Origin of the sequence: Coleofasciculus sp. (assembly GCF_046539235.1) — a bacterium.
GTDB lineage: Bacteria > Cyanobacteriota > Cyanobacteriia > Cyanobacteriales > Coleofasciculaceae > Coleofasciculus.
The window spans coordinates 1-20,504 of sequence record NZ_JBKHHI010000078.1 but is presented as its reverse complement, the minus strand read 5'-3'; the positions used below and the strand labels follow the sequence as shown (position 1 = coordinate 20,504).

The window sequence follows — 20,504 nt, the reverse complement described above, 5'->3', positions numbered from 1 at the left end:
AATGACCAATGACCAATGACAAATGACCAATGACCAATGACCAATGACCAATGACAACATCACGTATTATCGCCGTACTGCAAAACCTGGGGACATTAACCTTACTCGCGATCGCGTTTCCATTCAATTTAAGCGTTGTCGTCGTGGCGATGGTGTGGGATAGTGTCACTCGCCCCTTCCAGAACCCTAAAGTAGCTAACCCCAATCCGAAAACGATTATGCTTACTGGGGGAAAAATGACCAAATCCCTGCAACTGGCGCGGTCATTTTACGCCGATGGACATCGGGTTATTTTAGTGGAAACCCATAAATATTGGTTAGTGGGACATCGATTTTCCCGGGCGGTTGATCGGTTTTATACGGTTCCTGCGCCCAATAAAGATCCCGATGGTTACATGGAAAGGTTACTCGCGATCGCGAAACAGGAAAATGTGGATGTTTATGTTCCTGTCTGTAGTCCCGTCGCCAGTTATTATGACTCTCTAGCCAAGCCTGTATTATCGGGGTGTTGTGACGTTTTCCACTTTGATCCAGATGTCACCCAGATGCTGGATGATAAGTTTGCTTTTGCCCAAAAAGCACGGGAATTTGGCTTATCTGTACCCAAATCCTTTAAAATTACTGATCCGCAACAGGTGATTGATTTTGACTTTCGAGAAGAGAAACGCAACTATATCCTGAAAAGCATTCCCTACGACTCGGTGCGGCGTTTAAACTTAACTAAACTCCCCGGCGAAACTCCAGCAGAAACTGCCGCATTTGTCAATAGTTTGCCCATCAGTGAGGAGAAACCATGGATTATGCAGGAGTTTATTCCGGGTAAGGAATACTGTACTCATAGTACGGTGCGGAATGGGGAATTACGACTGCACTGCTGTTGTGAATCGTCGGCGTTTCAAGTGAATTATGAAAACGTTGATCAATCGGATATTTTACAGTGGGTGAGTCGGTTTGTCCAGGGATTGAATTTGACGGGACAAGCCTCCTTTGATTTTATCAAGGCAGAGGATGGGACGGTTTACGCGATCGAGTGTAATCCGCGTACTCATTCGGCGATTACCATGTTTTATAACCATCCCGGCGTGGCGGAAGCCTATTTGGGTGACAAGCCTTTCCCTAAACCCTTGCAGCCCTTGCCGGAGAGTAAGCCAACCTATTGGTTATATCACGAAGTTTGGCGGTTGAATGAGATTCGCTCATTTGGGGATATCCGGCGTTGGTTTAAGACAGTGTTTGGCGGGAAAGAGGCGATTTTTCAGGTGAATGATCCGCTACCGTTTTTGATGGTACACCACTGGCAAATTCCCTTATTGTTGCTGGATAATTTGCGCCGGATGCAGGGCTGGATTAGGATTGATTTTAATATCGGTAAGTTGGTGGAATTGGGGGGAGATTAATCCTGTAGAGACGTTCATGCAACGTCTCTACAGGGGGACGGATTTAGTTACATCGGGGTGATAATCATCAAACCCACCCTGACAAAATCAATCACCAATCACTAATCAAAATGATGGCAACAACATTTATTTTATTTCTTTTGTTATTTACTGGCGTCGGCATTTATTCAGCAACCCAAAAGCAAACGACGACAACCGATTACCTTCTTGCCAGCCGCAATGTTAATCCCTGGCTAACTGCCCTTTCCGCGATGGCGACGGGTCAAAGTGGTTTACTATTTATTGGTCAAGTTGGCTTTGCTTATACGATTGGATTATCGGCGATTTGGCTAACCCTTGGTTGGATGATCGGAGATTATATTGCTTGGTGGTTTGTATTTAAACGATTTAGACAGGTTTCCGCAGAAATTTCTGCTAATACGGTGTCCTCTTTCCTGGGTCAAGAAACCAAAGGAATTCGTTGGATTACGGCAATTTCAGCGTTAATTACGATTGCGTTTCTGGGATCTTATGCGGCGGCGCAACTGGTTGCAGGAGGTAAGGCGTTGCATGCGGTGTTTAATTGGAATTATTCCCTCGGTGTGATTGTTGGTGCTATTGTCGTGATGATTTACTGTTTTTCGGGGGGATTCGGGCTTCAATTTGGACGGATGCGGTGCAAGCCACGATTATGATTGGTTCTCTGGTACTGTTGGTGGTGGTGGCGATTGCCAATTGTGGCGGATTGACTGGATTCTGGACACAGCTTGCAGCAATTGACCCAGAATTGGTCAGTTTAAGTCCAGGGGATCTGGAGTGGGGATTTTTACCCTTTTTAATTGGCTGGATTGTCGCCGGATTCGGTGTCGTGGGTCAACCTCATATTTTAGTGCGGGCAATGGCAATTAATTCGGCGAATAAGATTGGTTTAGCACGGGATATTAAAGTGATTTGCGCTTTCTTTACCTCGTCTTCAGCTATGGGAGTGGGGATGGCGGCGCGGGTGCTTTTGCCCGATTTGTTAACCAATGGCGATCCAGAATTAGCACTGCCTTATTTAGCCCTGGAATTATTACCCGCTATTTTAGTGGGAGTGATGTTAGCGGGACTCTTTGCGGCGACAATATCGACGGCGGATTCCCAAATTTTATCCTGTTCAGCGGCGTTAACTCAAGACCTGTTTCCGGGATTGGCGCATTCGTATAAGTATGCCAAGTTAGGGACGTTAACAGTAACGTTAATTATCTTAAGTATTGCCTTAGCCGGAGATGATAATGTCTTTGCCTTGATTACGTTCTCTTGGTCAATTCTCGCCTCCAGTTTGGGACCACTGCTGATAGTAAGAGTTTGGCAAAAATCAGTGACCACGCCAGTCGCGATCGCGATGATGGTAGGAGGAATTGCGGCGGCGTTGTTCTGGAAGGTGGGACTGAATTTATCCGGTATAGTTTACGAGGTGCTTCCAGGTATGGCGACAGGAAGTATTATTTATTTAGGATCTCAGTTTTTTATTGCTCAAGAAAGTAGTTAAATATTGTTAAAATAAGCTTAAATAATCTTTTTTTAAGCTTTGTTCTTTTTCGTTAATCTAAAAAAATGACTCAATTAATCAGCAAAACTCAATCTTTTCCTCTATCTCCCATTCAGCAGACACATTGGTTTCTGTATCAGTTAGCCTCCCAGGGATTTGATGATAAACAATCCATGGCATTCCGGATTCAATCTCTGGTTGATGTAGATGCCATAGTTAGGGCATTTCAAGAATTAATTGATCGTCATCCCAGCTTACGGAGTACATTCTGCGATCGCGCGGGTCAATTGACGCAGGAAATCCACGATACAGCGACGGTTGATTTTGACGCGATCGATGTCTCGAACCAAAGTTGGCAGGAGTTGAATACAACCTTGGTACAGATAGCGACTTTACCCTTCAACTTAGAACAGAAATCAGGATTGCGGGTGAGGCTATTAAGTCGTTCTCAAACCGACCACATTCTATTAATCACGGTTCATAAAATAGCCAGTGACAAAGAATCTTTACTTATATTAATCGAGGAGTTTTTAACCCTTTATAACGATTCCCTTACGTTTAAGGTAGAGAATTTAAATAAGGAAGAGAATTCAAAGCCTCTCTCCTTGCAGGAGAGAGGTTTGGAGAGAGGTTTTCCCAACCCTGTGAAAAGTAAGCTAAATCAGTCTGATACAAACTGGGTATCGCTAACAGCCCATCATTTAAATCCTTCCCAATCCGAAACGCTTAAAAGCTATTGGCACAACAAACTAGCTGGAGAATTGCCTGTATTAGACTTACCAGGAAGTGCGACTCGTCCACCATTACGCACCTACAACGGTTCCGCTTGTCAATTAAACCTTACTCCGAACATAACCCAAAACCTCAACCAACTAGCACAGCAATCCGACGTCTCCCTAGATACAGTTCTTCTGGCAGCATTTAAAGTATTACTGTACCGCTATACTGGAGAATCTGATATTTTAGTCGGGATACTGAATAGCCCCCGAACTCAACCAGAATTTGCCAGAGTAATTGGGGATTTCAGTAACATAACGGTTACCAGAGATGATATTTCTGGCAATCAAACCTTCACCGAAGTTCTCCGACAAGTACATCAGACGGTGATTGAAACAAGGGATTATCAAGACTATCCCTTTCCCCGATTAGTCAAAGAATTACCCGCCGCCTCGAACTTGAGTCATTCTCCGATTTGCCAAGCCTCATTTACGTTTCAGAATTGGCAGTCGTTGCCCACAATTTCTCAATTATTTGAGGCAACAGCAAATAATCAGCTAACTCAATGCGGTACAATAAAAGTTAGCTACTTCCAACTCCCCCAGCACAGCGTTGAATTTGACATCAGCCTAGAGATTATTCAGTTAACCGATTCCTTGCTGGTTTCGCTACAATACAACAGCGATTTATTTGACGCTGATACCATCTCCCAGATTATCCAGCATTACCAAAATTTACTGACAGCAATTATCGCCACACCCAATCAACCCGTGGGTTGGTTACCTGTACTGAGTGACGTTGAACAACAACACATTTTACAGGATTGGAATTCTACCCAAACCGATTATGATTTATCCCCCTGTCTGCACCACTTAATTGAAGCCCAAGTCGAGAAAACGCCTGATGCTGTTGCTGTCATCTTTGACAATCAACAATTAACCTATCGCCAGTTAAATAGCCGTGCTAATAAACTCGCCCATTACCTGCAAAAATTAGGCGTCAAACCCGAATCTTTAGTTGGGATTTGTGTGGAACGTTCCCTAGAAATGGTTGTGGGACTTTTGGCAATTATCAAAGCAGGGGGTGCTTATGTTCCCATTGATCCGAGTTATCCCGTTGACCGGATTTCCTATATGCTGGCAGATTCCAAGGTTCCGGTATTACTCACCCAAAAAGCCTTAGTTCTACACTTACCGAAATCCACTGCTAAAATCATCTGCCTAGATACTCAATGGGACGATATTGGTGTAGAAAATAACCAGAATCCGGATAGCACCGTTCAACCCGAAAACCTAGCTTACGTGATTTACACCTCCGGTTCAACCGGTAAACCCAAAGGGGCGATGAACACCCATCGGGGAATTTGTAACCGTTTGCTATGGATGCAACAAACCTATCACCTCACACCCGAAGATTCGGTTCTCCAAAAAACCCCCTTTAGTTTCGATGTTTCCGTCTGGGAATTCTTCTGGACATTAATGACGGGGGCTAGTTTAGTTGTGGCTAAACCGGGCGGACATCAAGATAGTCGATATTTAGTTAATCTCATTACTCAGCAGCAAATTACTACACTGCACTTTGTCCCCTCGATGCTGCAACTTTTCCTAGAAGAACCCGAAGTCAATCGGTGTCAATCCCTGAAGCGGGTGATTTGCAGTGGTGAAGCCTTACCCCTTGACCTGCAAAACCGTTTCTTTTCCCGCTTAGACTGTGAACTCCACAATTTATATGGTCCCACCGAAGCCGCCATTGATGTCACCTATTGGCAATGTCAACGCGATAGTAATTCAAGCATTGTTCCCATCGGGCGTCCAGTCGCCAATACTCAAATTTATATCCTTGACCCCTATTTACACCCCGTTCCCATTGGCGTTCCCGGTGAAATCCATATTGGGGGAGTACAAGTCGCCAGAGGCTATCGGAATCGTCCCGAATTAACCCAAGAAAAATTCATTCCCAACCCTTTTCAAAACTCACTCAAACCCGCCCCGACAAACCCGGTTTCCTATTCATCTAGCATTGGGTCAAAACTCTATAAAACGGGGGATTTAGCCCGCTATCGTCCTGATGGCACAATAGAATACCTACGCCGAATTGACCATCAAGTCAAAATTCGCGGCTTCCGCATCGAACTCGGCGAAATTGAAAATGCCTTGACCGAACATCCCCAAATCCGGGAAGCTGTCGTCATTGCCAGAACCGAAAAATCGGGGGGAAAACAGTTAGTCGCCTATTTAGTATCCACTCAGGAAAAACCCAGTCCTCGTAGCTTACGTAGCTTCCTCAAAGAAAGCCTCCCCGATTACATGATTCCGGCTGCTTTTGTCAGCTTAGACTCGTTACCGCTAACGCCAAATGGTAAAGTCAATCGTCGCGCCCTTCCTGCACCTGACCCCGCCAGTTTTGGGGGCGAAACCACATTTATCGCCCCTCGGAATCATCTGGAACAGCAATTAGCCAAAATTTGGTTAGACTTATTAGATATCGACCAAATTGGCATCAACGATAACTTTTTTGAACGGGGCGGTCATTCCCTATTAGCCCTAAAATTAATGGGAAAAATCCAGCACCAGTTTGGTCAAACCTTGCCGTTAACCACTCTATTTACAAGTCCCACGATTGCCGAATTAGCGACTGTTATCAGCCATGCAGAGGTTCAGTCCTATTCTCCCATCGTACCGATTCAAACTCAGGGAACCAAACCCCCATTTTTCTGTGTACATCCTGCTGGCGGAAATGTCCTCTGTTATCTTAAATTAGCAGATTATCTGGGTACAGACCAACCCTTTTATGGGTTACAAGCCCAAGGGTTTAATCAAGGCGAAGAAGCTTTAACGCGGGTAGAAGATATGGCACGTCTCTATGTCCAAGCCATCCGCGAGGTACAACCCGAAGGACCCTATCAAATTGGCGGTTGGTCATTTGGCGGAGTCGTGGCGTATGAGATTGCCCAGCAGTTACAGCAACAGGGTCAAGCGGTGAGTCGGCTAGCTATTTTAGACTCTTGGATACCGATTATATTGGATCAAGGGAAAAAAATTGATGATCACTATTTAGTCGGCGTTTGTTCTCGCGTATTTGGGGGGATGTTTGGTCAAGATAATTTAGTGTCCCCCGATGAATTACAAGGATTAACAGTTCCCGAACAAATCGACTACATTCTAGCCAAAGCGCAACAGGTTGGCGTTTTCCCCACTGAAGGCAATCCGGCACAAAATCGGCGAATTTTGGATGTATTAGTGGGAACGCTAAAAGCCACTTATGCCTATAAACGCCAGCCCTATCCAGGAAAAGTCACTGTTTTCCGGGCGCAGGAAAAGCATTTACACGCCCCTGATCCTCAGTTAGTTTGGGTGGAATTTTTTGCTATTTTAGACGCCAAGGAGATTGATGTGATTCCGGTTCCTGGACATCATTATTCCTTTATTCTGGAACCGAATGTGCGCGTTTTAGCAGAACGTCTTGCTGCTTTCTTAAGCTAGTCTTAGCCAAGAACTAAAGTTCTGGCTAAAAGCTAAAACCCGTTAAAACGGGTTCAAAGATTTATCGCACTACGGGGATAGGTTAGGGCATCAGTTAATCCCAACAAGGAACGGGGAACAGGGAACAGGGAACAGTATAAAATGTCCTAACCTGCCTTAGTAAGGCTATAATACAAATCTGGGTTAGCCACCCCCTTTATAATGCTAGTCCGCGCAGGCGGACTTTGTTTGTGTAGCTGCGACTTCTAGTCGCCATGGCAAAAAGGGGTTTACTGAGGAGAATCTTGAGCAATTACTCCAGCTCGTTCTTCTTGTAGACAGCGGACTTTAGTAGTAGCATAATCAGACCATTGGCGTCGCTCAGCTTCTTTATAGTCTTTGATGGTTAAGCTTAAATGAGGAACACAAATGTCGCGCTGACTAGCCAACTCCAGAGCCAGCCGCAAATCTTTATGGAGTAATTGGACAGTAAACTCAGGGTGTGGAGATAAGTCATCACAGCGTCGTGAGAACCAATAATGAGGTAAGCCATGAATATCCCCAGGATTTTGACCAAACGATCCCAAACGTAGCACATCCCAAATCGTTTGTAGCTCGATTCCCGAAGCTAAACCCAAGGTAATTCCTTCACTCACCGCTTGAACGGTGATAGCATTCACCGCATTGTGGATAAGTTTGCATCGAGTTCCGGAGCTAATTTCTCCACAATAAAGAACATGATCTGCCATTAGTTGAAGGATAGATTCAACTCGCTCGAAGGTTCTCTTTGAGCCGCCAACTAGAATGGCTAAACCCATACCTTGCTGACTTTGAATCCCTTCTGAACAATCATTGAAGGGAGCATCTAACATCTCAATCCCCAGTTTTTCCATGGCGTGATGAATTCTGAGAATTGTTTCGGGAGAGTTGGTACTCATGTCCACATAGACCCTGCCTGGTTGCAATCCTTGGCTCAGGTTTTGTTCACCCTCTAGCACGGCTGTGATCACATCATCAGGAGTTGGTAAGGCAGTAAAGATTATCTCTGAACGGCTTGCAAGTTCGGCACAACTATGGGTAATTTTTGCACCTAAAGATTGCAACTGCGCCAGGGAATCTTGATCAATATCGTAGACATAGACTGAGTAACCGTGGTCTAGAAGATTCGCGGCTTGTTTTCCTCCAATATTGCCGCAACCGATGATGCCGATGCTGGGACAATTGGGGCGGGATTCAGTTCCGGAAGTGCTGTCGGTTGATACCATAATGATTTCTTACCTTTGTTTTTTATTTTAGCATAGATATAGATTTAATCTCAAATATTAATTCTCTGCCGTCATCTGTTTGAATATAAAGGTCAGCCCGAACCTGCTTTTATTCTAAATCATCGGAACGTCGATCATTCAACATTGCTGTTATCATCTCTTGAAAAGATGGCTTTGCTTGTCCCCCCTTAGCAGACGATTCATAATGTTCCTTCTGGCGTTCCGCTTCAGCAAAGGTAGTGATACTAACTTGTGCGGTAATATCATAACCTCGATGTACCGTTGGATAATGGTCTTGAGCTATGATACGAGCGCATTCTTCTACAGAGTTTCCCAAACGGGTACTTAATCCGCGTTCAAACTGGTTGATGCGAATTAATTCGGGTGGAATAAGTGCGGCTTGAAAGGGTTTCAATTCTCCCTTAGAAGATCGGCGCGATAAGTACTCTGATGCACTATCAGGTTGGACAATTTCTCGACTTTTATATTCATTGACTAACCCTTGGATAAAGCCTTCTAAATAGCCTTTAATTTTTGAACGAGCTATGTTATTAATAGCCGCCATATAAATTCCCTCTACAAAATAACATTGAGTAAAGCTTTCGCCAGATGATAGACAACAGGAACTGAAACAGCATTTCCCAGTTGATACTTAGCCGTTGCTTGATTATCCGCCATTTGAAACCACTCTGGAAACCCTTGCAATCTGGCGTAGTCTTGTGCGGTAAGTCGCTTAAATTTCCTCTTTCTATAAATTTCTTTGATGAATGTTTTTTTATAGGCTTCAGGCTCTTGACATTTCAGAGATTTTGTTGCAATAAAGTCTCTTGTTCCGGTCGCCGTTATTGATGTGATGGGTAAAACCCCTCAGCATATCTATCAAATTTTGACCAAAAGACATGAACGTTTAGTTGAGTTAGCGCCTCAGTTAAAATGGCATAAAAATATTTGGATGGGGGTATCGGTTGAAAATCAGGACTATGTTCATCGTGTTGATTACCTGCGACAAGTCCCAGCAACTGTGCGCTTTCTCTCTTGCGAACCGCTTCTCGGTAATTTACAGCTTGATTTAACGAATATTCATTGGGTCATAGTTGGCGGAGAATCGGGAAATAGATATCGTCCGATGAAGTTAGAGTGGGCGCAAAGTATCCGCGACCAATGTCAGTCTTCTGGTGTAGCATTTTTCTTTAAACAGTGGGGAGGTAGAACACCTAAAGCTGGAGGAAGAGAACTTGATCAAAAGATTTGGGATGAAATGCCTATCCTTTAACACCGAAAGTATCCATAAAAAATAATGTAGGATACTTTTCTATATCATCCATTATTTCCGAGAAAGCGGCATTAAAAGGCTTAGGATCATAAATTTTATAATCTAAATGTTTATCTGTATCAATAGCACTACAATTTTTACGAAGTTCTTTATTAGTTACCGTGAGGTGGGCAAGAGCAACAAAGGATAACATAAGCATTTCCAGGGTGATAATTCTTGCCCACCCTACATTACATTAAATTGATTGATAGAGATGTGAGTGACAACCCACTGCCAAAGGAGCCGGATAATTCACCCAAGGCTCAGTCATGCTAGAACAATAGAGGAAATTCCGGTGTTACATCCAACGACTCACCACCAGCGCCATCTATGCAATCTGCTCCCCTTAACGGTAATCCCTGTGTTTTGCTTGTAGAAACCGATGAAACTCTAGCTCAACGCATGAGCCTAGATCTAACCGAAGCTGGCTATCATACGGTTATCACTACAGATGCGCCTAGCGGCTGGCATCAAGCTTGTGAAATCCAACCCGCGATGATGGTTGTGGATCAATCGCTTTCTGGTTCTGGCGAATCCGGTCTCAGTTTATGTACTCGCCTGAGAAAAGCCGGTTCTCGTGTCCCCCTACTCTTACTGATCACTCGCGACACTATCGAGGATCGAGTCGCCTGTTTAGAAGCGGGTGCTGATGATTTTTTCCTTAAACCCTATCGCGCTGACGCCTTTTTGCAGATGGTACGTCTGTATCTAGAACCGGATACCAATACGAGTGAACAACTCCGATTTGGGGATTTGGTGTTGGATTTGACGACGCGCCGCGCTATGCGGGGAGGACGAGTGATTGATTTGACCATGAAAGAGTTTGAACTGCTGAAGTATTTGATGACTCATCCCCGTGAAGTTTTAACTCGCGAACAGATTCTGGAAAATGTTTGGGGATACGATTTTCTGGGGGAGTCTAATGTGATTGAGGTGTATATTCGTTATCTACGTATCAAAATTGAAGATGAGGGCGACAAGCGTCTTATTCAAACTGTCCGGGGTGTCGGTTACGTTTTGCGAGAATCTTAATTAAGTGGCTGGGAACAATTAAAGTTAACGGTTTGGATTGTCATTTGTCTAAGAACAGGGAACAGGGAACTCTTAACCGGGAACAGGGAACAGGTAAGGTAGAGTTTTGAGTTAACTTCCTCATCTCCCCCATCTCCCTCATATTCCCCATCTCCCTCATCTTCCCCAGCGCCCAGACGTAGCATGCTACGTCTCTACAACCCCATCTCCCTAACCTAAACTTATGACCTATCATACTCGCCTATTCGGAATCACGCTTAGTCTGATACTGTTTGGATGTTCGGCTTCCAACTCCAACCCTGTCGCCGATCGCACCCCTTTAAAATCTGGCGAACAACTTCCAGAACCGCCATCCCTCTCCTCGTCATCCTCTAATTCCGGTCAGATGTTACCTATTAGCGCTCAAACCCAGATCGGTGATCAGCAGGTTTTGCTCGAAGTGGCTAGGACACCTCGACAACAGCAGATCGGATTGATGTATCGCACAGCTTTAGCGCCAGACAGAGGAATGTTGTTTCCCTTGAATCCGCCGCGACAGGCTAGCTTTTGGATGAAGAATGTGAAAATCCCCCTGGATATGATCTTTTTGCGAGATGGCGAGGTCAAAGCGATCGCGGCAAATGTTCCCCCCTGTATCTCTACTCCCTGTCCTACCTACGGACCAGGGGTTCTGGTTGACCAAGTGATTGAACTCGCTGGGGGACGAGCTGCTCAACTGGGATTGAAAGTAGGCGATCGCATCACAATCATCCTCCTAGAGGAAGAGATTAATCCCGCGTCAGAATCTTAAATTTTGATTAACATCATTGACAACTTAAATAAACGATGTAAAGATTTTTATACGAAATTACGTTAACATTTCGTAAGATAGATTCTCAGAAAAGACTATCTGACGACGAGGTAGTGACCTGTCTTAGCTGTGGATATCCATCAACACGACCAAGTACGGGTGTAATAGGAAACAGCCTTTTCAGGGTGTGAGGTGAGTTAAACAAAACAATAAATACACTCAAGTTGATGGAAGGTAAGGGGTTTGAATGCGATAAATTCGGTGAGTTGCCAAATCAATCAATCAAGATCTTAGATGGTCAGTGATCTAGAACACAAGCAGTGCCGGATGAACCTATCACAATAAGCAAAGAACCTCAGCTAGTAGACAGTATTAAATCTGTCTACCCATTGCTAAAGGAGGCAGGAAGCTGATTCCACAATAGTAGCCGATAAGGAGGTGAATAGCCATTATGGCACCTGCAACCTATTCTGAATTTTTACGATTTTTGCAAGAGGAATTGGCAATTTCTACTGATTCCATTGCCATCGCTCAACGACGTCGGGAACAAGACCCAGGACCATTACCGATGATTCTGTGGCAGTACGGTTTAGTCACATTGCAGCAATTAGACCAAATCTATGACTGGCTGGAAACAGTCTGAAATCCAAACAATCGGTCAGGAGAAAATGAAGAATGTCTAAATGCTTACGCTTTGGGAATAATCCATTCACGTCTAAACCGTTGAAGTTCATATCGTATGATCCATTGACCGTTGAGTCCTCTACCAGAAAGAGCGGGTCGCTAGTTGACCCGCTCTTTTTTGGCGTTTTTATGGCTTACTAAGATTGAGTCAAGACGCGAGCCGCCGCTGACACTCCCGCTCCTGGTGTCATGGACTCATAACCTAATTCCCGCAACGTGGCTTCTAGCGCCCCAATCGCCGCCAAAATATCGCGATCGCAGACAAAGCCTAAGTGACCAATACGGAATATCTTGCCTTTGAAGTGATCTTGTCCCCCAGCCAGAGAAATATCAAAACGCTTTTTGATCACGCTACGAATTTGTTCTGCTTCAATCGACACAGGTGCTACCGCCGTTACCGCTGGACTTGCGGCATTATCCGGAGCAAATAAAGGAAGGGAAAGCGCCTCAACCGCCGCCCGCGTTGCCTGCATCAAGCGGTAATGACGAGCAAAAATATTATCTAACCCCTCAGCTTTCATCATTCGCAACGCCGTTTGCAGTCCCAACATTAAATTGACTGGAGGTGTAAACGGATTACTATTCTTTTGTGCTGCTTTGCGATAGGTTCCCAAATCTAAATAAAAGCGAGGCAGTTTAGCCGTTTCGTAGGCTTGCCATGCCTTATCTGAGACACAAACAAACCCTAACCCTGGGGGAACCATATAGCCTTTCTGGGCACCTGATGCCACTACATCAATCCCCCACTCATCAATAGGTAAATTGACCGCGCCCACACTGGTCACCGCGTCTACAATAATTAAAGCTTGACCATGGTCTTTGACATAACGATTAATCGTTTCCAGGTCATTGAGTACCCCGGTGGAGGTTTCTGAATGGGTAACGATAACGGCTTTGATTGTCTTATCTGTATCCGCCTCTAGTTTTTGGCGAAACACCTCCGGATCAAGGGGTTGACCCCACGGTGCCGTAATCGTCTCCACCTCTAAACCAAACGCCGCGCTCATCTTCGCCCAGCGATCGCCAAATTTGCCATTACTTCCGACCAAAACCCGATCGCCGGGACTCAAAAAATTAATAATCCCAGCTTCCATGGCACCCGTACCACTCACCGTTAACACCAAAACATCATTCTGAGTCTGGTGCAACCATTTTAGGTTTTGGGTCACCTCTGCCATAATGGCGCTAAATTCCCCGCTGCGATGTCCGATGGGATGCTGGGCTAACGCCAGCAAAACCTGTTCGGGTACCGGCGTTGGTCCGGGAATCATCAGCATCAATTTATTATCCATGAGCGTTATCCTTAGCCTTTGAGCATCACATAATTCGGAATGACACCACTATCTCATGATTGAGTTTTGGTATCCGAATCTAGGGGAAAACCATTATCTGATGATTTTGACTCAACATTGACACTATTGAGAGACCAACGGTACTCAACTGGTAAATTGAGCCGATTACAGGTTTGTTCGAGTTGTTTCTGCTGGGCTAACGCTTTGCGAAGTGTAACAATCAATTGATGCACCTGTTCTCGAATCATTGGGTTTTGATTCGTGGCAAAGGCAGTATGACGCTCTAGCATCTGTAGTAGCAGTTCGTAGTGAATATAAGACGGAAGGGGTATTGGCTCCATGAAACCGGGTTTACCTCAAAAAACGAATTCGCGATCGCGTTTCAGTTGAACGAGCACAGATTGGTAACGGCTAGGGCGGGATCAGGCTGTTTGACCAATGATTCACCGATCAGTACGGCTGTAGCCCCCGCCGATGCGACCTGCTCTAAATCAGCACGTTTATGCAGTCCTGACTCACTGACAACCAGAATACTGCGTTCTTTTAGCTGCTGACTTCGTGCTGCCAGAAGTTGGCAGGTCCTTTGCAAATCAACCGAGAAATCTGTCAAGTTGCGATTGTTTATACCTACTAGGGTAACGCCATCTACCGATAACACGCGGTCTAATTCATCCAGAGTATGCACTTCGATCAAAGGGGTCATGGATAACCCATTGGCAATTTTGACAAAATACCGTAGGTCTTGATCCGACAAAATAGCCGCAATCAGCAACACCGCATCAGCGCCGCGACTCCTGGCTAAATAGAGTTGATAAGGGTAAATGATGAACTCTTTACACAGAATGGGCAAATTTACAGTTTGCCTGACATAGCTGAGATTGTCCCAACTCCCTTGGAAAAACTTGTTATCCGTCAGCACGGATATGGCACTCGCCCCCCCTTGTTCGTAAGCACGGGCAATGGCAACTGGGTCAAATTCTTCCCGAATCACGCCTTTACTCGGTGATGCCTTTTTCACTTCAGCAATTAAGGCGGGACGAGTCTTTGCCGCTAATAACGCTGCTTTAAAGTCACGCGCTGGCGGGGCTGACTCGATCTGTTTCCGCAGTTGAGCCAAGGGTAGCCGTTCCCGCATCTGGTCAACTTCTTTTTCTTTATGCCAGACAATTTCTTCCAGAATATGGCGCGGCTGGGCGTCTGGGAGAACAACTTGATAGCGTAGGATATTTAGGTCAACCGCCGGATTGGGTGGACGACGGCGAATTTGTTTTTGGTCATTTGTCATTGGTCATTTGTCCTTCGTCATTTGTCATTGGTCATTTGTCATTGGTCATTGGTCATTTGTCCTTTGTCATTGGTCATTGGTCATTTGTCCTTTGTCAAAAAAACTCTATTGCCTATTGCCTTGTCTAATGACTGGCAACGGCTCGTTTGTAGGCTTCATCAAGGACTTCTGACAAAGTGGGATGAGCATGGACTAAGTATGCCAAAGTATTCACGGACTGTCGCTGGGCGATCGCGTTTGAGGCTTCGTGAATTAAATCAGAGGCATGAATGCCAAAGATGTGAACCCCTAAGATTTCACCGCTATCTTTACGATAGATAACTTTGGCAATCCCGTCCGCCTCTCCTTCGGCGATCGCTTTGGAGTTTCCTTTAAAATACGTCCTGACTGAGGCAACTTCAAACCCCTCTTGTTCACCGAGTTCCTTGGCGGCGGGTTCAGTTAGTCCCACGTAACTAATCTCTGGATGGGTAAAGGCGGCGGCGGGGATGCTGCGATAGTCAATGGTACGATGACGCCCACAGATATTTTCCACGGCGACAACCCCTTGAGCCGATGCTGCATGTGCCAGCATGAGTTTCCCGGTAGCGTCACCAATTGCCCACAGATGAGGAACGGTTTCGTCGCCGGATAAAACTGCCATTTGATCATTGACAGGGATGAAGCCTCGGCGATCTGTTTCCACGCCTACGGCGTCTAAGCCTAAATCTTTACTTACCGGAATCCGTCCAGTGGCGACTAAGCAGGCATCAACTTCTAAGACATCCACGACTTCCTTGGTTTTAGCATCTGCTAGTTCAATCACCACAGGTGAACCAGGAGTCACTTTTTGTGCCAGAGTGCCGGAATAGGTTTCCATATCACGGGGAGAAATCAGCACCCGGCTAGCTAGTTTGGCAATATCAGGGTCAAAGGTGGGCATTAACTGATCCAGGGCTTCAATCATCGTGATTTCTGACCCTAGGGCGGTATAGATATCAGCAAACTCTAACCCGATATAACCACTGCCAATAATTGCCACCCATTGGGGTAACCATTCCAGCTTGAGGGCGTCGTCGCTGGTGAAGACGGTTTTTCCGTCGAGTTCAATACCGGGGGGAACAAAGGGAATGGAACCTGTACAGAGGATAATGTCTTTGGCGGTGACTGTTTTTTCACCCTCGTCTGTCGTCACCGTTACTTTTTGTGGTCCTGCTACTCGACCCCAACCGGGAATGATATCGACCTTTAAGCGTTTGAGGCTGTTGGTGAGATCGCCACGAATTTTACTTACCAGGGTATTGGCATGGTTCGCGATCGCGTCTCTGTCAAATTCTACGCCACTCACCTGAATTCCCAGGGATTTCAGATGATGGGTATTGTGTAACTCACGCACTCGACCCGATGCGGCTAATAGGGCTTTTGATGGGATACAACCGCGATTCACACAAGTCCCGCCCATCTCCGATGCTTCAATGATCGCGGTTTTCAAGCCGCAACTCACTGCATGTAATGCCGCGCCATGTCCACCGACGCCAGCACCGATAATCACTAAATCGTAATCAAATTCTTGACTCACATCCATTTCCCTGACGCAATTGCCCCCTTATTTTCAACTTGACCCCTGACTAATCGCAAGCTTTTGCTAAAAAATTTTGCCTGATCTAGCTGAGGCGGTGGTTTCTTTAAGGGTTGTGCGTTTGTTAAATTGGATAGGTCACGGATATTTCTTAGATTGTGGTTTAATTGCTTCGACCTAATTGTTGGCATCTTTGACTATACAATAACTATTTTTTGAGTAAATATTATTTCCCGAAAAGGCGGAGATTTTATCGAATACTGCTATCTGACTCAGTAGAGCAATTTTTTCGCCTAATCTAAGTAGTCGGACAAAAGAAAACAGCCGATCTACTAAGTTTTGCAAACAAGCCTCAAACCCTTACAAAGGAAGTAGCTTGCTGATCAAGGGAGCGATTATGACGAATGACGAATGACGTTCTCCACCGTTCACGTTAATTGTGTCCACCTACTTACAGCAGTTGGCTCTGCTATATAGAATTTCCCATTTTTGCAGCTAGCCCTAAACCTAAAAAACTATACCATAGAATGAAACGGTAAGGGTGTTGTTTTTCCGAGTATAGGCTAATGAGTAGCGTTCACTCTCAATAAACAATAGCTTTAGGGGATAAAACCATTATGTGCAAGTCTCAAAAAAATCATCGAAATGAAGCAGCTAGAGCGTTTGTAGAGTCACTTGACCAACTGGAGAATCTCTTGGGTCATACATCTCCTCCTCCCCAATCGAAATCCCGCCCTGCTTCATTGAAATCCCCTACTCCTCCATCAAAAACTCCTCCATCAAAACCTGCTCAGTCAGACGATGAAGTTTTTGATCTAGATCTTCTCGAAGAAGCGGCGGCTGATCTGGATGCATTTTTTGGCGACACTGAACCACTGGAAGAGGAATAGAAAGCCGGGGTTGTAGAGACTCCTCATGCTACGTCTGGGAGCCGGGGGAGCTGGGGAAGAGGATGAACAATCAACAATGAACCATGAACCATGAACAATCAAGATAAGACGTAGCTTGCTTCTTTTCGGGAGCGAGTAGGACAAATCAGCAATCACGCCCACCGTTGGCGCAGCGCTTCATACAAGATTAAAGCTGCCGCGATCGCCACATTTAAAGATTCTACATCCTGACCGAGGGGAATTTGCACAGATTTATCAGCAAGTGTCGCTAACTCAGGGCGCAATCCCGCCGCTTCATTGCCCAGTAGAATCAGGGTAGGACAGTGCCAATCTATTTCCCAGTAACTCAACTTTGCCTGAGGTAGAGTTGCCACAACTTGTACCCCTTGAGCCTGACTTTGGCTAACTACCTGAGTCAGATTAGCATTGGCACTCATGGGCAGACGAAACCATTGACCGGCTGAAGCTCGCAAGACTTTGGGATTCTCTAAGTCTACACTGTCTGGACTCAGCCATAAACCATCCACACCGGCTGCGGTGGCGGTACGAATGATTGTACCTAAGTTTCCTGGATCTTGCAGCGTCTCTAAAACTAAACCGAGGGAACAGGGAATCTGAGGCGGGGCGAGGAATGAAGAAGTCGCGGTTACCACTACGCCATCTGGCTGAACTGTTGTCGCCATGGCTTTGAGAACCGAGGGGCTAACAAGTTCTACCCGCTGACAGTGAGGGGTAGCGTCTTGCCAAAGTTGGGGATGACTCTGCTGCCAATCGGGTGTACAACAAAGCGTGACTAAGGGATAATTGACCGCACAGGCTTCTGCTAACAGGTGAGTTCCCTCTAACAACAGAAGTTGCTCCTCCCGTCGTCCTTTGGCTGTGTGCAATTTCCGAATTGCCTTAACTAGAGGATTTTTGGTACTGGTGAGCATTATTTAAATGGTATGTAGAGACGTAGCATGCTACGTCTCTACCATTTTCTATGCGGAACCCGGGACTTGAACCCGGAAGTTCTTGCGAACACTAGAACCTGAATCTAGCGCGTCTACCAATTCCGCCAGTTCCGCGTCTTTTTTTAATTTTCCATGCAGTTTTCTATCATGCAACAATCCTGGCACATTTGTCAACTATTTCTTTTTTGCGGATTTTCAGCATCGGACAAGGTACAATCCAAGGCTGGTCGATTCACTATTTTGGGGAGCAAATCTAGACATTTGCCCTCTTTCAGGTAGAATCAAAACCAAATTTTAAAAAATGCCAAGATTTCACCGATTCTGGAGGATAGACCTATCAACCACTCTCTTAATTTGACAGATACCAGCTCTGTACCCAAGCCAAACGCCTCCGTTCTAGAGATTTGGGGCAGATCTTCCCTAAAAGGACATGTCACCATTAGTGGCGCGAAGAACTCAGCATTGGCAATTATGGCAGGGGCGCTGCTATGTCCTGAAGATTGCCGACTGCGTAATGTGCCTTCTCTGGTAGATATAGGGCGGATGGGTCAGGTGCTGGCGGCTTTGGGTGTAAAGCTAGAGCGCCAAGGAGATATCTTGGATATCAATGCTCGTCATTTGGAGCAGTCAAAAGCACCCTACGAGATTGTGAATCAGCTGCGAGCCAGTTTCTTTGTGATTGGTTCTCTGTTGGCGCGATTGGGTGCGGCTCAAGTTCCCTTACCGGGTGGCTGTGCCATTGGCGCTAGACCTGTCGATCTTCATGTGAGGGGATTGCAAGCGCTGGGGGCTGAGGTGCAAATTGAGCATGGTATGGTTAATGCTTATGTGAGGGGGAATGGACGGCGACGGTTAAAGGGGGCAAAAATTTATCTGGACTATCCCAGTGTGGGTGCAACAGAAACCCTGATGATGGCAGCAACATTGGCTTCAGGGGAAACCACTATAGAAAATGCTGCCCAAGAGCCAGAAGTGGTGGATTTGGCAAATTTTTGTAACGCCATGGGTGCCAAGATTCGGGGGGCGGGAACCAACACGATTATTATTTCTGGCGTTCCCAGTTTACATTCGGTAGACTACTCGATTATTCCCGATCGCATCGAAACGGGTACGTTTTTAGTGGCTGCGGCAATTACTCACTCAGAACTGACCCTGTCCCCGGTTGTGCCCGATCATATTACCGCCGCGATCGCCAAACTCCAAGATATTGGCATGAGAGTGATTCAGGAAGCCCCCGACTGTCTGCGGATTATCCCGACGGGAATTATTCGGGCGACGGATATTGAAACCTTGCCCTATCCCGGATTTCCCACGGATATGCAGGCTCCCTTCATGGCACTCCTAACCCTGAGTGATGGGGATAGTGTGATTACCGAAACCGTGTTTGAAAATCGTTTAGGACATGTTCCTGAACTGAATCGCATGGGGGCAGATATTCGGATTAAAGCCAATAATGCGATCGTGCGCGGTGTCCCTTTGTTGTCAGGAGCCCCTGTGGTTGCCACTGACTTACGAGCGTCCGCCGCGCTGATATTAGCCGCCTTAGCCGCTGATGGTAAAACCACAATTCAGGGACTGCATCATTTAGACCGAGGGTATGAGAAGCTAGAGGCGAAGCTACAGAAACTTGGCGCACGATTACAACGAGTGTCAAATGAGTCCTCGATAAAAGCCGCCTCGGTTACTCACAGTCCCGTTAATTCCTGACTGGCTATCCATCCCCACCAGGTAGACGCTTCTTACATTTCACAGCATCTGGCTGAATGACGGCATCCTTCTAAGCCACAATTCTTGCTACTTATCCGATAAATCCCCAACTTCTGAATCAATTCATTAGTGACATCAGGGTTTCAACCAGGAAGTCGGGGATCTAGAGTAGCAGAAGCGTATGTAATGACTTCCCCTGCTCCCCCAGCTCCCAGACGTGCCATGGCACGTCTCTACACTGCTTCCCCAGCTTGCTGTTATAGCGCCCCATTGACTCTGCCATTAAACCCATAAACCTGACGGCTACCGACAAACGGAACTAACTCAACCTCCCGTTCATCTCCTGGTTCAAAGCGCACGGCTGTACCCGCCGGGATGTTTAACCGCATTCCCTTGGTTGGCTCTCGGTCAAAGGCTAGGGCGTCATTCACTTCATAGAAATGGAAATGAGAACCCACCTGAATCGGGCGATCGCCTGTATTCGCTACCGACAGGCGCAAGGTAGGACGCCCTGCATTGAGTTCAATTTCTTCCTTTTGGATGATTAGTTCCCCTGGAATCATCAGCTACCCTTAATAAAAGTTTACGAAACTATAGACAGTGTTCATTTCAATGACAGCAGCTACTCCCAGTGCTTCAACTATCTTTACC

18 protein-coding genes, 1 tRNA gene and 2 pseudogenes are annotated in these 20,504 nt (G+C 45.9%); 9 read left to right on the top strand and 12 right to left on the bottom strand.

The window, feature by feature from the left end:
• Window positions 1-50 precede the first annotated feature (50 nt).
• The 3 genes and pseudogenes from ACLFWI_RS09620 (at window position 51) to ACLFWI_RS09610 (ending at window position 7,106) form a co-directional block, all read left to right on the top strand.
• Window positions 51-1,397, top strand: a complete 1,347-nt coding sequence (locus tag ACLFWI_RS09620) for an ATP-grasp domain-containing protein (RefSeq protein WP_446412759.1) — start codon at window positions 51-53, stop codon at window positions 1,395-1,397.
• 110 nt (window positions 1,398-1,507) lie between these two features.
• Window positions 1,508-2,907: pseudogene (locus tag ACLFWI_RS09615) on the top strand (sodium/proline symporter).
• Window positions 2,908-2,972: 65 nt separating this feature from the next.
• Complete coding sequence (locus ACLFWI_RS09610; RefSeq protein WP_446412758.1) at window positions 2,973-7,106, top strand: non-ribosomal peptide synthetase; 4,134 nt, start codon at window positions 2,973-2,975, stop codon at window positions 7,104-7,106.
• 269 nt (window positions 7,107-7,375) lie between these two features.
• Here the strand turns inward: ACLFWI_RS09610 and ACLFWI_RS09605 are convergent, their stop codons facing one another.
• The 3 genes from ACLFWI_RS09605 to ACLFWI_RS09595 all read right to left on the bottom strand — a co-directional run bounded on the left by ACLFWI_RS09605 (window position 7,376) and on the right by ACLFWI_RS09595 (window position 9,154).
• On the bottom strand, window positions 7,376-8,350 hold the full coding sequence (locus ACLFWI_RS09605) for an NAD(P)-dependent oxidoreductase (RefSeq protein WP_446412757.1): 975 nt from the start codon (window positions 8,348-8,350) through the stop codon (window positions 7,376-7,378).
• Window positions 8,351-8,459: 109 nt separating this feature from the next.
• The gene (locus tag ACLFWI_RS09600; protein WP_446412756.1) at window positions 8,460-8,915 is read right to left on the bottom strand and encodes a TdeIII family type II restriction endonuclease; all 456 of its coding nucleotides are present in this window, start codon (window positions 8,913-8,915) and stop codon (window positions 8,460-8,462) included.
• An 11-nt stretch (window positions 8,916-8,926) separates the two neighbouring features.
• Entirely contained in the window at window positions 8,927-9,154 is a 228-nt protein-coding gene (locus ACLFWI_RS09595) for a DNA cytosine methyltransferase (RefSeq protein ID WP_446412760.1), read from the bottom strand.
• A 37-nt stretch (window positions 9,155-9,191) separates the two neighbouring features.
• Between ACLFWI_RS09595 and ACLFWI_RS09590 the strand changes: the two are divergent.
• Window positions 9,192-9,623, top strand: a pseudogene (locus ACLFWI_RS09590) (DUF5131 family protein); the annotation flags it as partial.
• Here the strand turns inward: ACLFWI_RS09590 and ACLFWI_RS09585 are convergent.
• Window positions 9,613-9,816: a hypothetical protein gene (locus tag ACLFWI_RS09585; RefSeq protein ID WP_446412755.1), complete on the bottom strand. Its 204-nt coding sequence runs from the start codon at window positions 9,814-9,816 to the stop codon at window positions 9,613-9,615. The pseudogene ACLFWI_RS09590 and the gene ACLFWI_RS09585 sit on opposite strands and share 11 nt — an antisense overlap.
• 176 nt (window positions 9,817-9,992) lie before the next feature.
• Here ACLFWI_RS09585 and nblR point away from each other — a divergent pair, with 176 nt between their 5' ends.
• A complete protein-coding gene (nblR, locus tag ACLFWI_RS09580) occupies window positions 9,993-10,694 on the top strand; it encodes a response regulator transcription factor NblR (RefSeq protein ID WP_446412754.1) in 702 nt (233 codons plus the stop codon).
• On the opposite strand, the gene ACLFWI_RS09575 is transcribed toward nblR, so the two are convergent.
• Window positions 10,691-10,879: a hypothetical protein gene (locus ACLFWI_RS09575; RefSeq protein WP_446412753.1), complete on the bottom strand. Its 189-nt coding sequence runs from the start codon at window positions 10,877-10,879 to the stop codon at window positions 10,691-10,693. The two genes, nblR and ACLFWI_RS09575, sit on opposite strands and share 4 nt — an antisense overlap.
• A gap of 38 nt (window positions 10,880-10,917) precedes the next feature.
• On the opposite strand from ACLFWI_RS09575, the gene ACLFWI_RS09570 reads away from it, so the two are divergent.
• Both ACLFWI_RS09570 and ACLFWI_RS09565 read left to right on the top strand, forming a co-directional pair.
• Entirely contained in the window at window positions 10,918-11,484 is a 567-nt protein-coding gene (locus ACLFWI_RS09570) for a DUF192 domain-containing protein (protein WP_446412752.1), read from the top strand.
• Window positions 11,485-11,935: 451 nt separating this feature from the next.
• Entirely contained in the window at window positions 11,936-12,127 is a 192-nt protein-coding gene (locus ACLFWI_RS09565; RefSeq protein ID WP_006100242.1) for a DUF2949 domain-containing protein, read from the top strand.
• Window positions 12,128-12,305: 178 nt separating this feature from the next.
• Here ACLFWI_RS09565 and ACLFWI_RS09560 read toward each other — a convergent pair whose 3' ends face one another.
• From ACLFWI_RS09560 to lpdA, 4 genes are all read right to left on the bottom strand, one after another.
• Window positions 12,306-13,460: a pyridoxal-phosphate-dependent aminotransferase family protein gene (locus ACLFWI_RS09560; protein WP_446412751.1), complete on the bottom strand. Its 1,155-nt coding sequence runs from the start codon at window positions 13,458-13,460 to the stop codon at window positions 12,306-12,308.
• 53 nt (window positions 13,461-13,513) lie between these two features.
• Window positions 13,514-13,801: a DUF5340 domain-containing protein gene (locus ACLFWI_RS09555; protein ID WP_446412750.1), complete on the bottom strand. Its 288-nt coding sequence runs from the start codon at window positions 13,799-13,801 to the stop codon at window positions 13,514-13,516.
• Between the two features lie 41 nt (window positions 13,802-13,842).
• A complete protein-coding gene (gene trpC, locus ACLFWI_RS09550) occupies window positions 13,843-14,745 on the bottom strand; it encodes an indole-3-glycerol phosphate synthase TrpC (RefSeq protein ID WP_446410588.1) in 903 nt (300 codons plus the stop codon).
• Between the two features lie 124 nt (window positions 14,746-14,869).
• On the bottom strand, window positions 14,870-16,303 hold the full coding sequence (lpdA, locus tag ACLFWI_RS09545; protein ID WP_446412749.1) for a dihydrolipoyl dehydrogenase: 1,434 nt from the start codon (window positions 16,301-16,303) through the stop codon (window positions 14,870-14,872).
• Window positions 16,304-16,920: 617 nt separating this feature from the next.
• Between lpdA and ACLFWI_RS09540 the strand changes: the two genes are divergently transcribed.
• Complete coding sequence (locus ACLFWI_RS09540) at window positions 16,921-17,193, top strand: hypothetical protein (RefSeq protein WP_446410169.1); 273 nt, start codon at window positions 16,921-16,923, stop codon at window positions 17,191-17,193.
• Window positions 17,194-17,345: 152 nt separating this feature from the next.
• Here ACLFWI_RS09540 and ACLFWI_RS09535 read toward each other — a convergent pair whose 3' ends face one another.
• Both ACLFWI_RS09535 and ACLFWI_RS09530 read right to left on the bottom strand, forming a co-directional pair.
• Complete coding sequence (locus ACLFWI_RS09535) at window positions 17,346-18,125, bottom strand: TrmH family RNA methyltransferase (protein WP_446412748.1); 780 nt, start codon at window positions 18,123-18,125, stop codon at window positions 17,346-17,348.
• A gap of 51 nt (window positions 18,126-18,176) precedes the next feature.
• A tRNA-Leu gene (locus tag ACLFWI_RS09530) sits at window positions 18,177-18,260 on the bottom strand.
• Window positions 18,261-18,500: 240 nt separating this feature from the next.
• Here ACLFWI_RS09530 and murA point away from each other — a divergent pair.
• Window positions 18,501-19,853 (top strand): UDP-N-acetylglucosamine 1-carboxyvinyltransferase, encoded by a 1,353-nt coding sequence (murA, locus tag ACLFWI_RS09525; protein WP_446412747.1) that lies wholly within the window; start codon window positions 18,501-18,503, stop codon window positions 19,851-19,853.
• Between the two features lie 257 nt (window positions 19,854-20,110).
• Here the strand turns inward: murA and ACLFWI_RS09520 are convergent, their stop codons facing one another.
• A complete protein-coding gene (locus ACLFWI_RS09520) occupies window positions 20,111-20,416 on the bottom strand; it encodes an urease subunit beta (RefSeq protein ID WP_446410172.1) in 306 nt (101 codons plus the stop codon).
• Window positions 20,417-20,504 lie beyond the last annotated feature (88 nt).

Coding starts and splice junctions, on each gene's coding strand:
- nblR (WP_446412754.1), top strand. CDS start 9,993: ATGCAATCTGCTCCCCTTAACGGTAATCCCTGTGTTTTGCTTGTAGAA.
- ACLFWI_RS09540 (WP_446410169.1), top strand. CDS start 16,921: ATGTGCAAGTCTCAAAAAAATCATCGAAATGAAGCAGCTAGAGCGTTT.
- ACLFWI_RS09565 (WP_006100242.1), top strand. CDS start 11,936: ATGGCACCTGCAACCTATTCTGAATTTTTACGATTTTTGCAAGAGGAA.
- ACLFWI_RS09620 (WP_446412759.1), top strand. CDS start 51: ATGACAACATCACGTATTATCGCCGTACTGCAAAACCTGGGGACATTA.
- ACLFWI_RS09600 (WP_446412756.1), bottom strand. CDS start 8,915: ATGGCGGCTATTAATAACATAGCTCGTTCAAAAATTAAAGGCTATTTA.
- ACLFWI_RS09585 (WP_446412755.1), bottom strand. CDS start 9,816: ATGTTATCCTTTGTTGCTCTTGCCCACCTCACGGTAACTAATAAAGAA.
- ACLFWI_RS09555 (WP_446412750.1), bottom strand. CDS start 13,801: ATGGAGCCAATACCCCTTCCGTCTTATATTCACTACGAACTGCTACTA.
- ACLFWI_RS09575 (WP_446412753.1), bottom strand. CDS start 10,879: ATGCTACGTCTGGGCGCTGGGGAAGATGAGGGAGATGGGGAATATGAG.
- ACLFWI_RS09570 (WP_446412752.1), top strand. CDS start 10,918: ATGACCTATCATACTCGCCTATTCGGAATCACGCTTAGTCTGATACTG.
- ACLFWI_RS09610 (WP_446412758.1), top strand. CDS start 2,973: ATGACTCAATTAATCAGCAAAACTCAATCTTTTCCTCTATCTCCCATT.
- ACLFWI_RS09560 (WP_446412751.1), bottom strand. CDS start 13,460: ATGGATAATAAATTGATGCTGATGATTCCCGGACCAACGCCGGTACCC.
- ACLFWI_RS09605 (WP_446412757.1), bottom strand. CDS start 8,350: ATGGTATCAACCGACAGCACTTCCGGAACTGAATCCCGCCCCAATTGT.
- ACLFWI_RS09535 (WP_446412748.1), bottom strand. CDS start 18,125: ATGCTCACCAGTACCAAAAATCCTCTAGTTAAGGCAATTCGGAAATTG.
- trpC (WP_446410588.1), bottom strand. CDS start 14,745: ATGACAAATGACCAAAAACAAATTCGCCGTCGTCCACCCAATCCGGCG.
- ACLFWI_RS09520 (WP_446410172.1), bottom strand. CDS start 20,416: ATGATTCCAGGGGAACTAATCATCCAAAAGGAAGAAATTGAACTCAAT.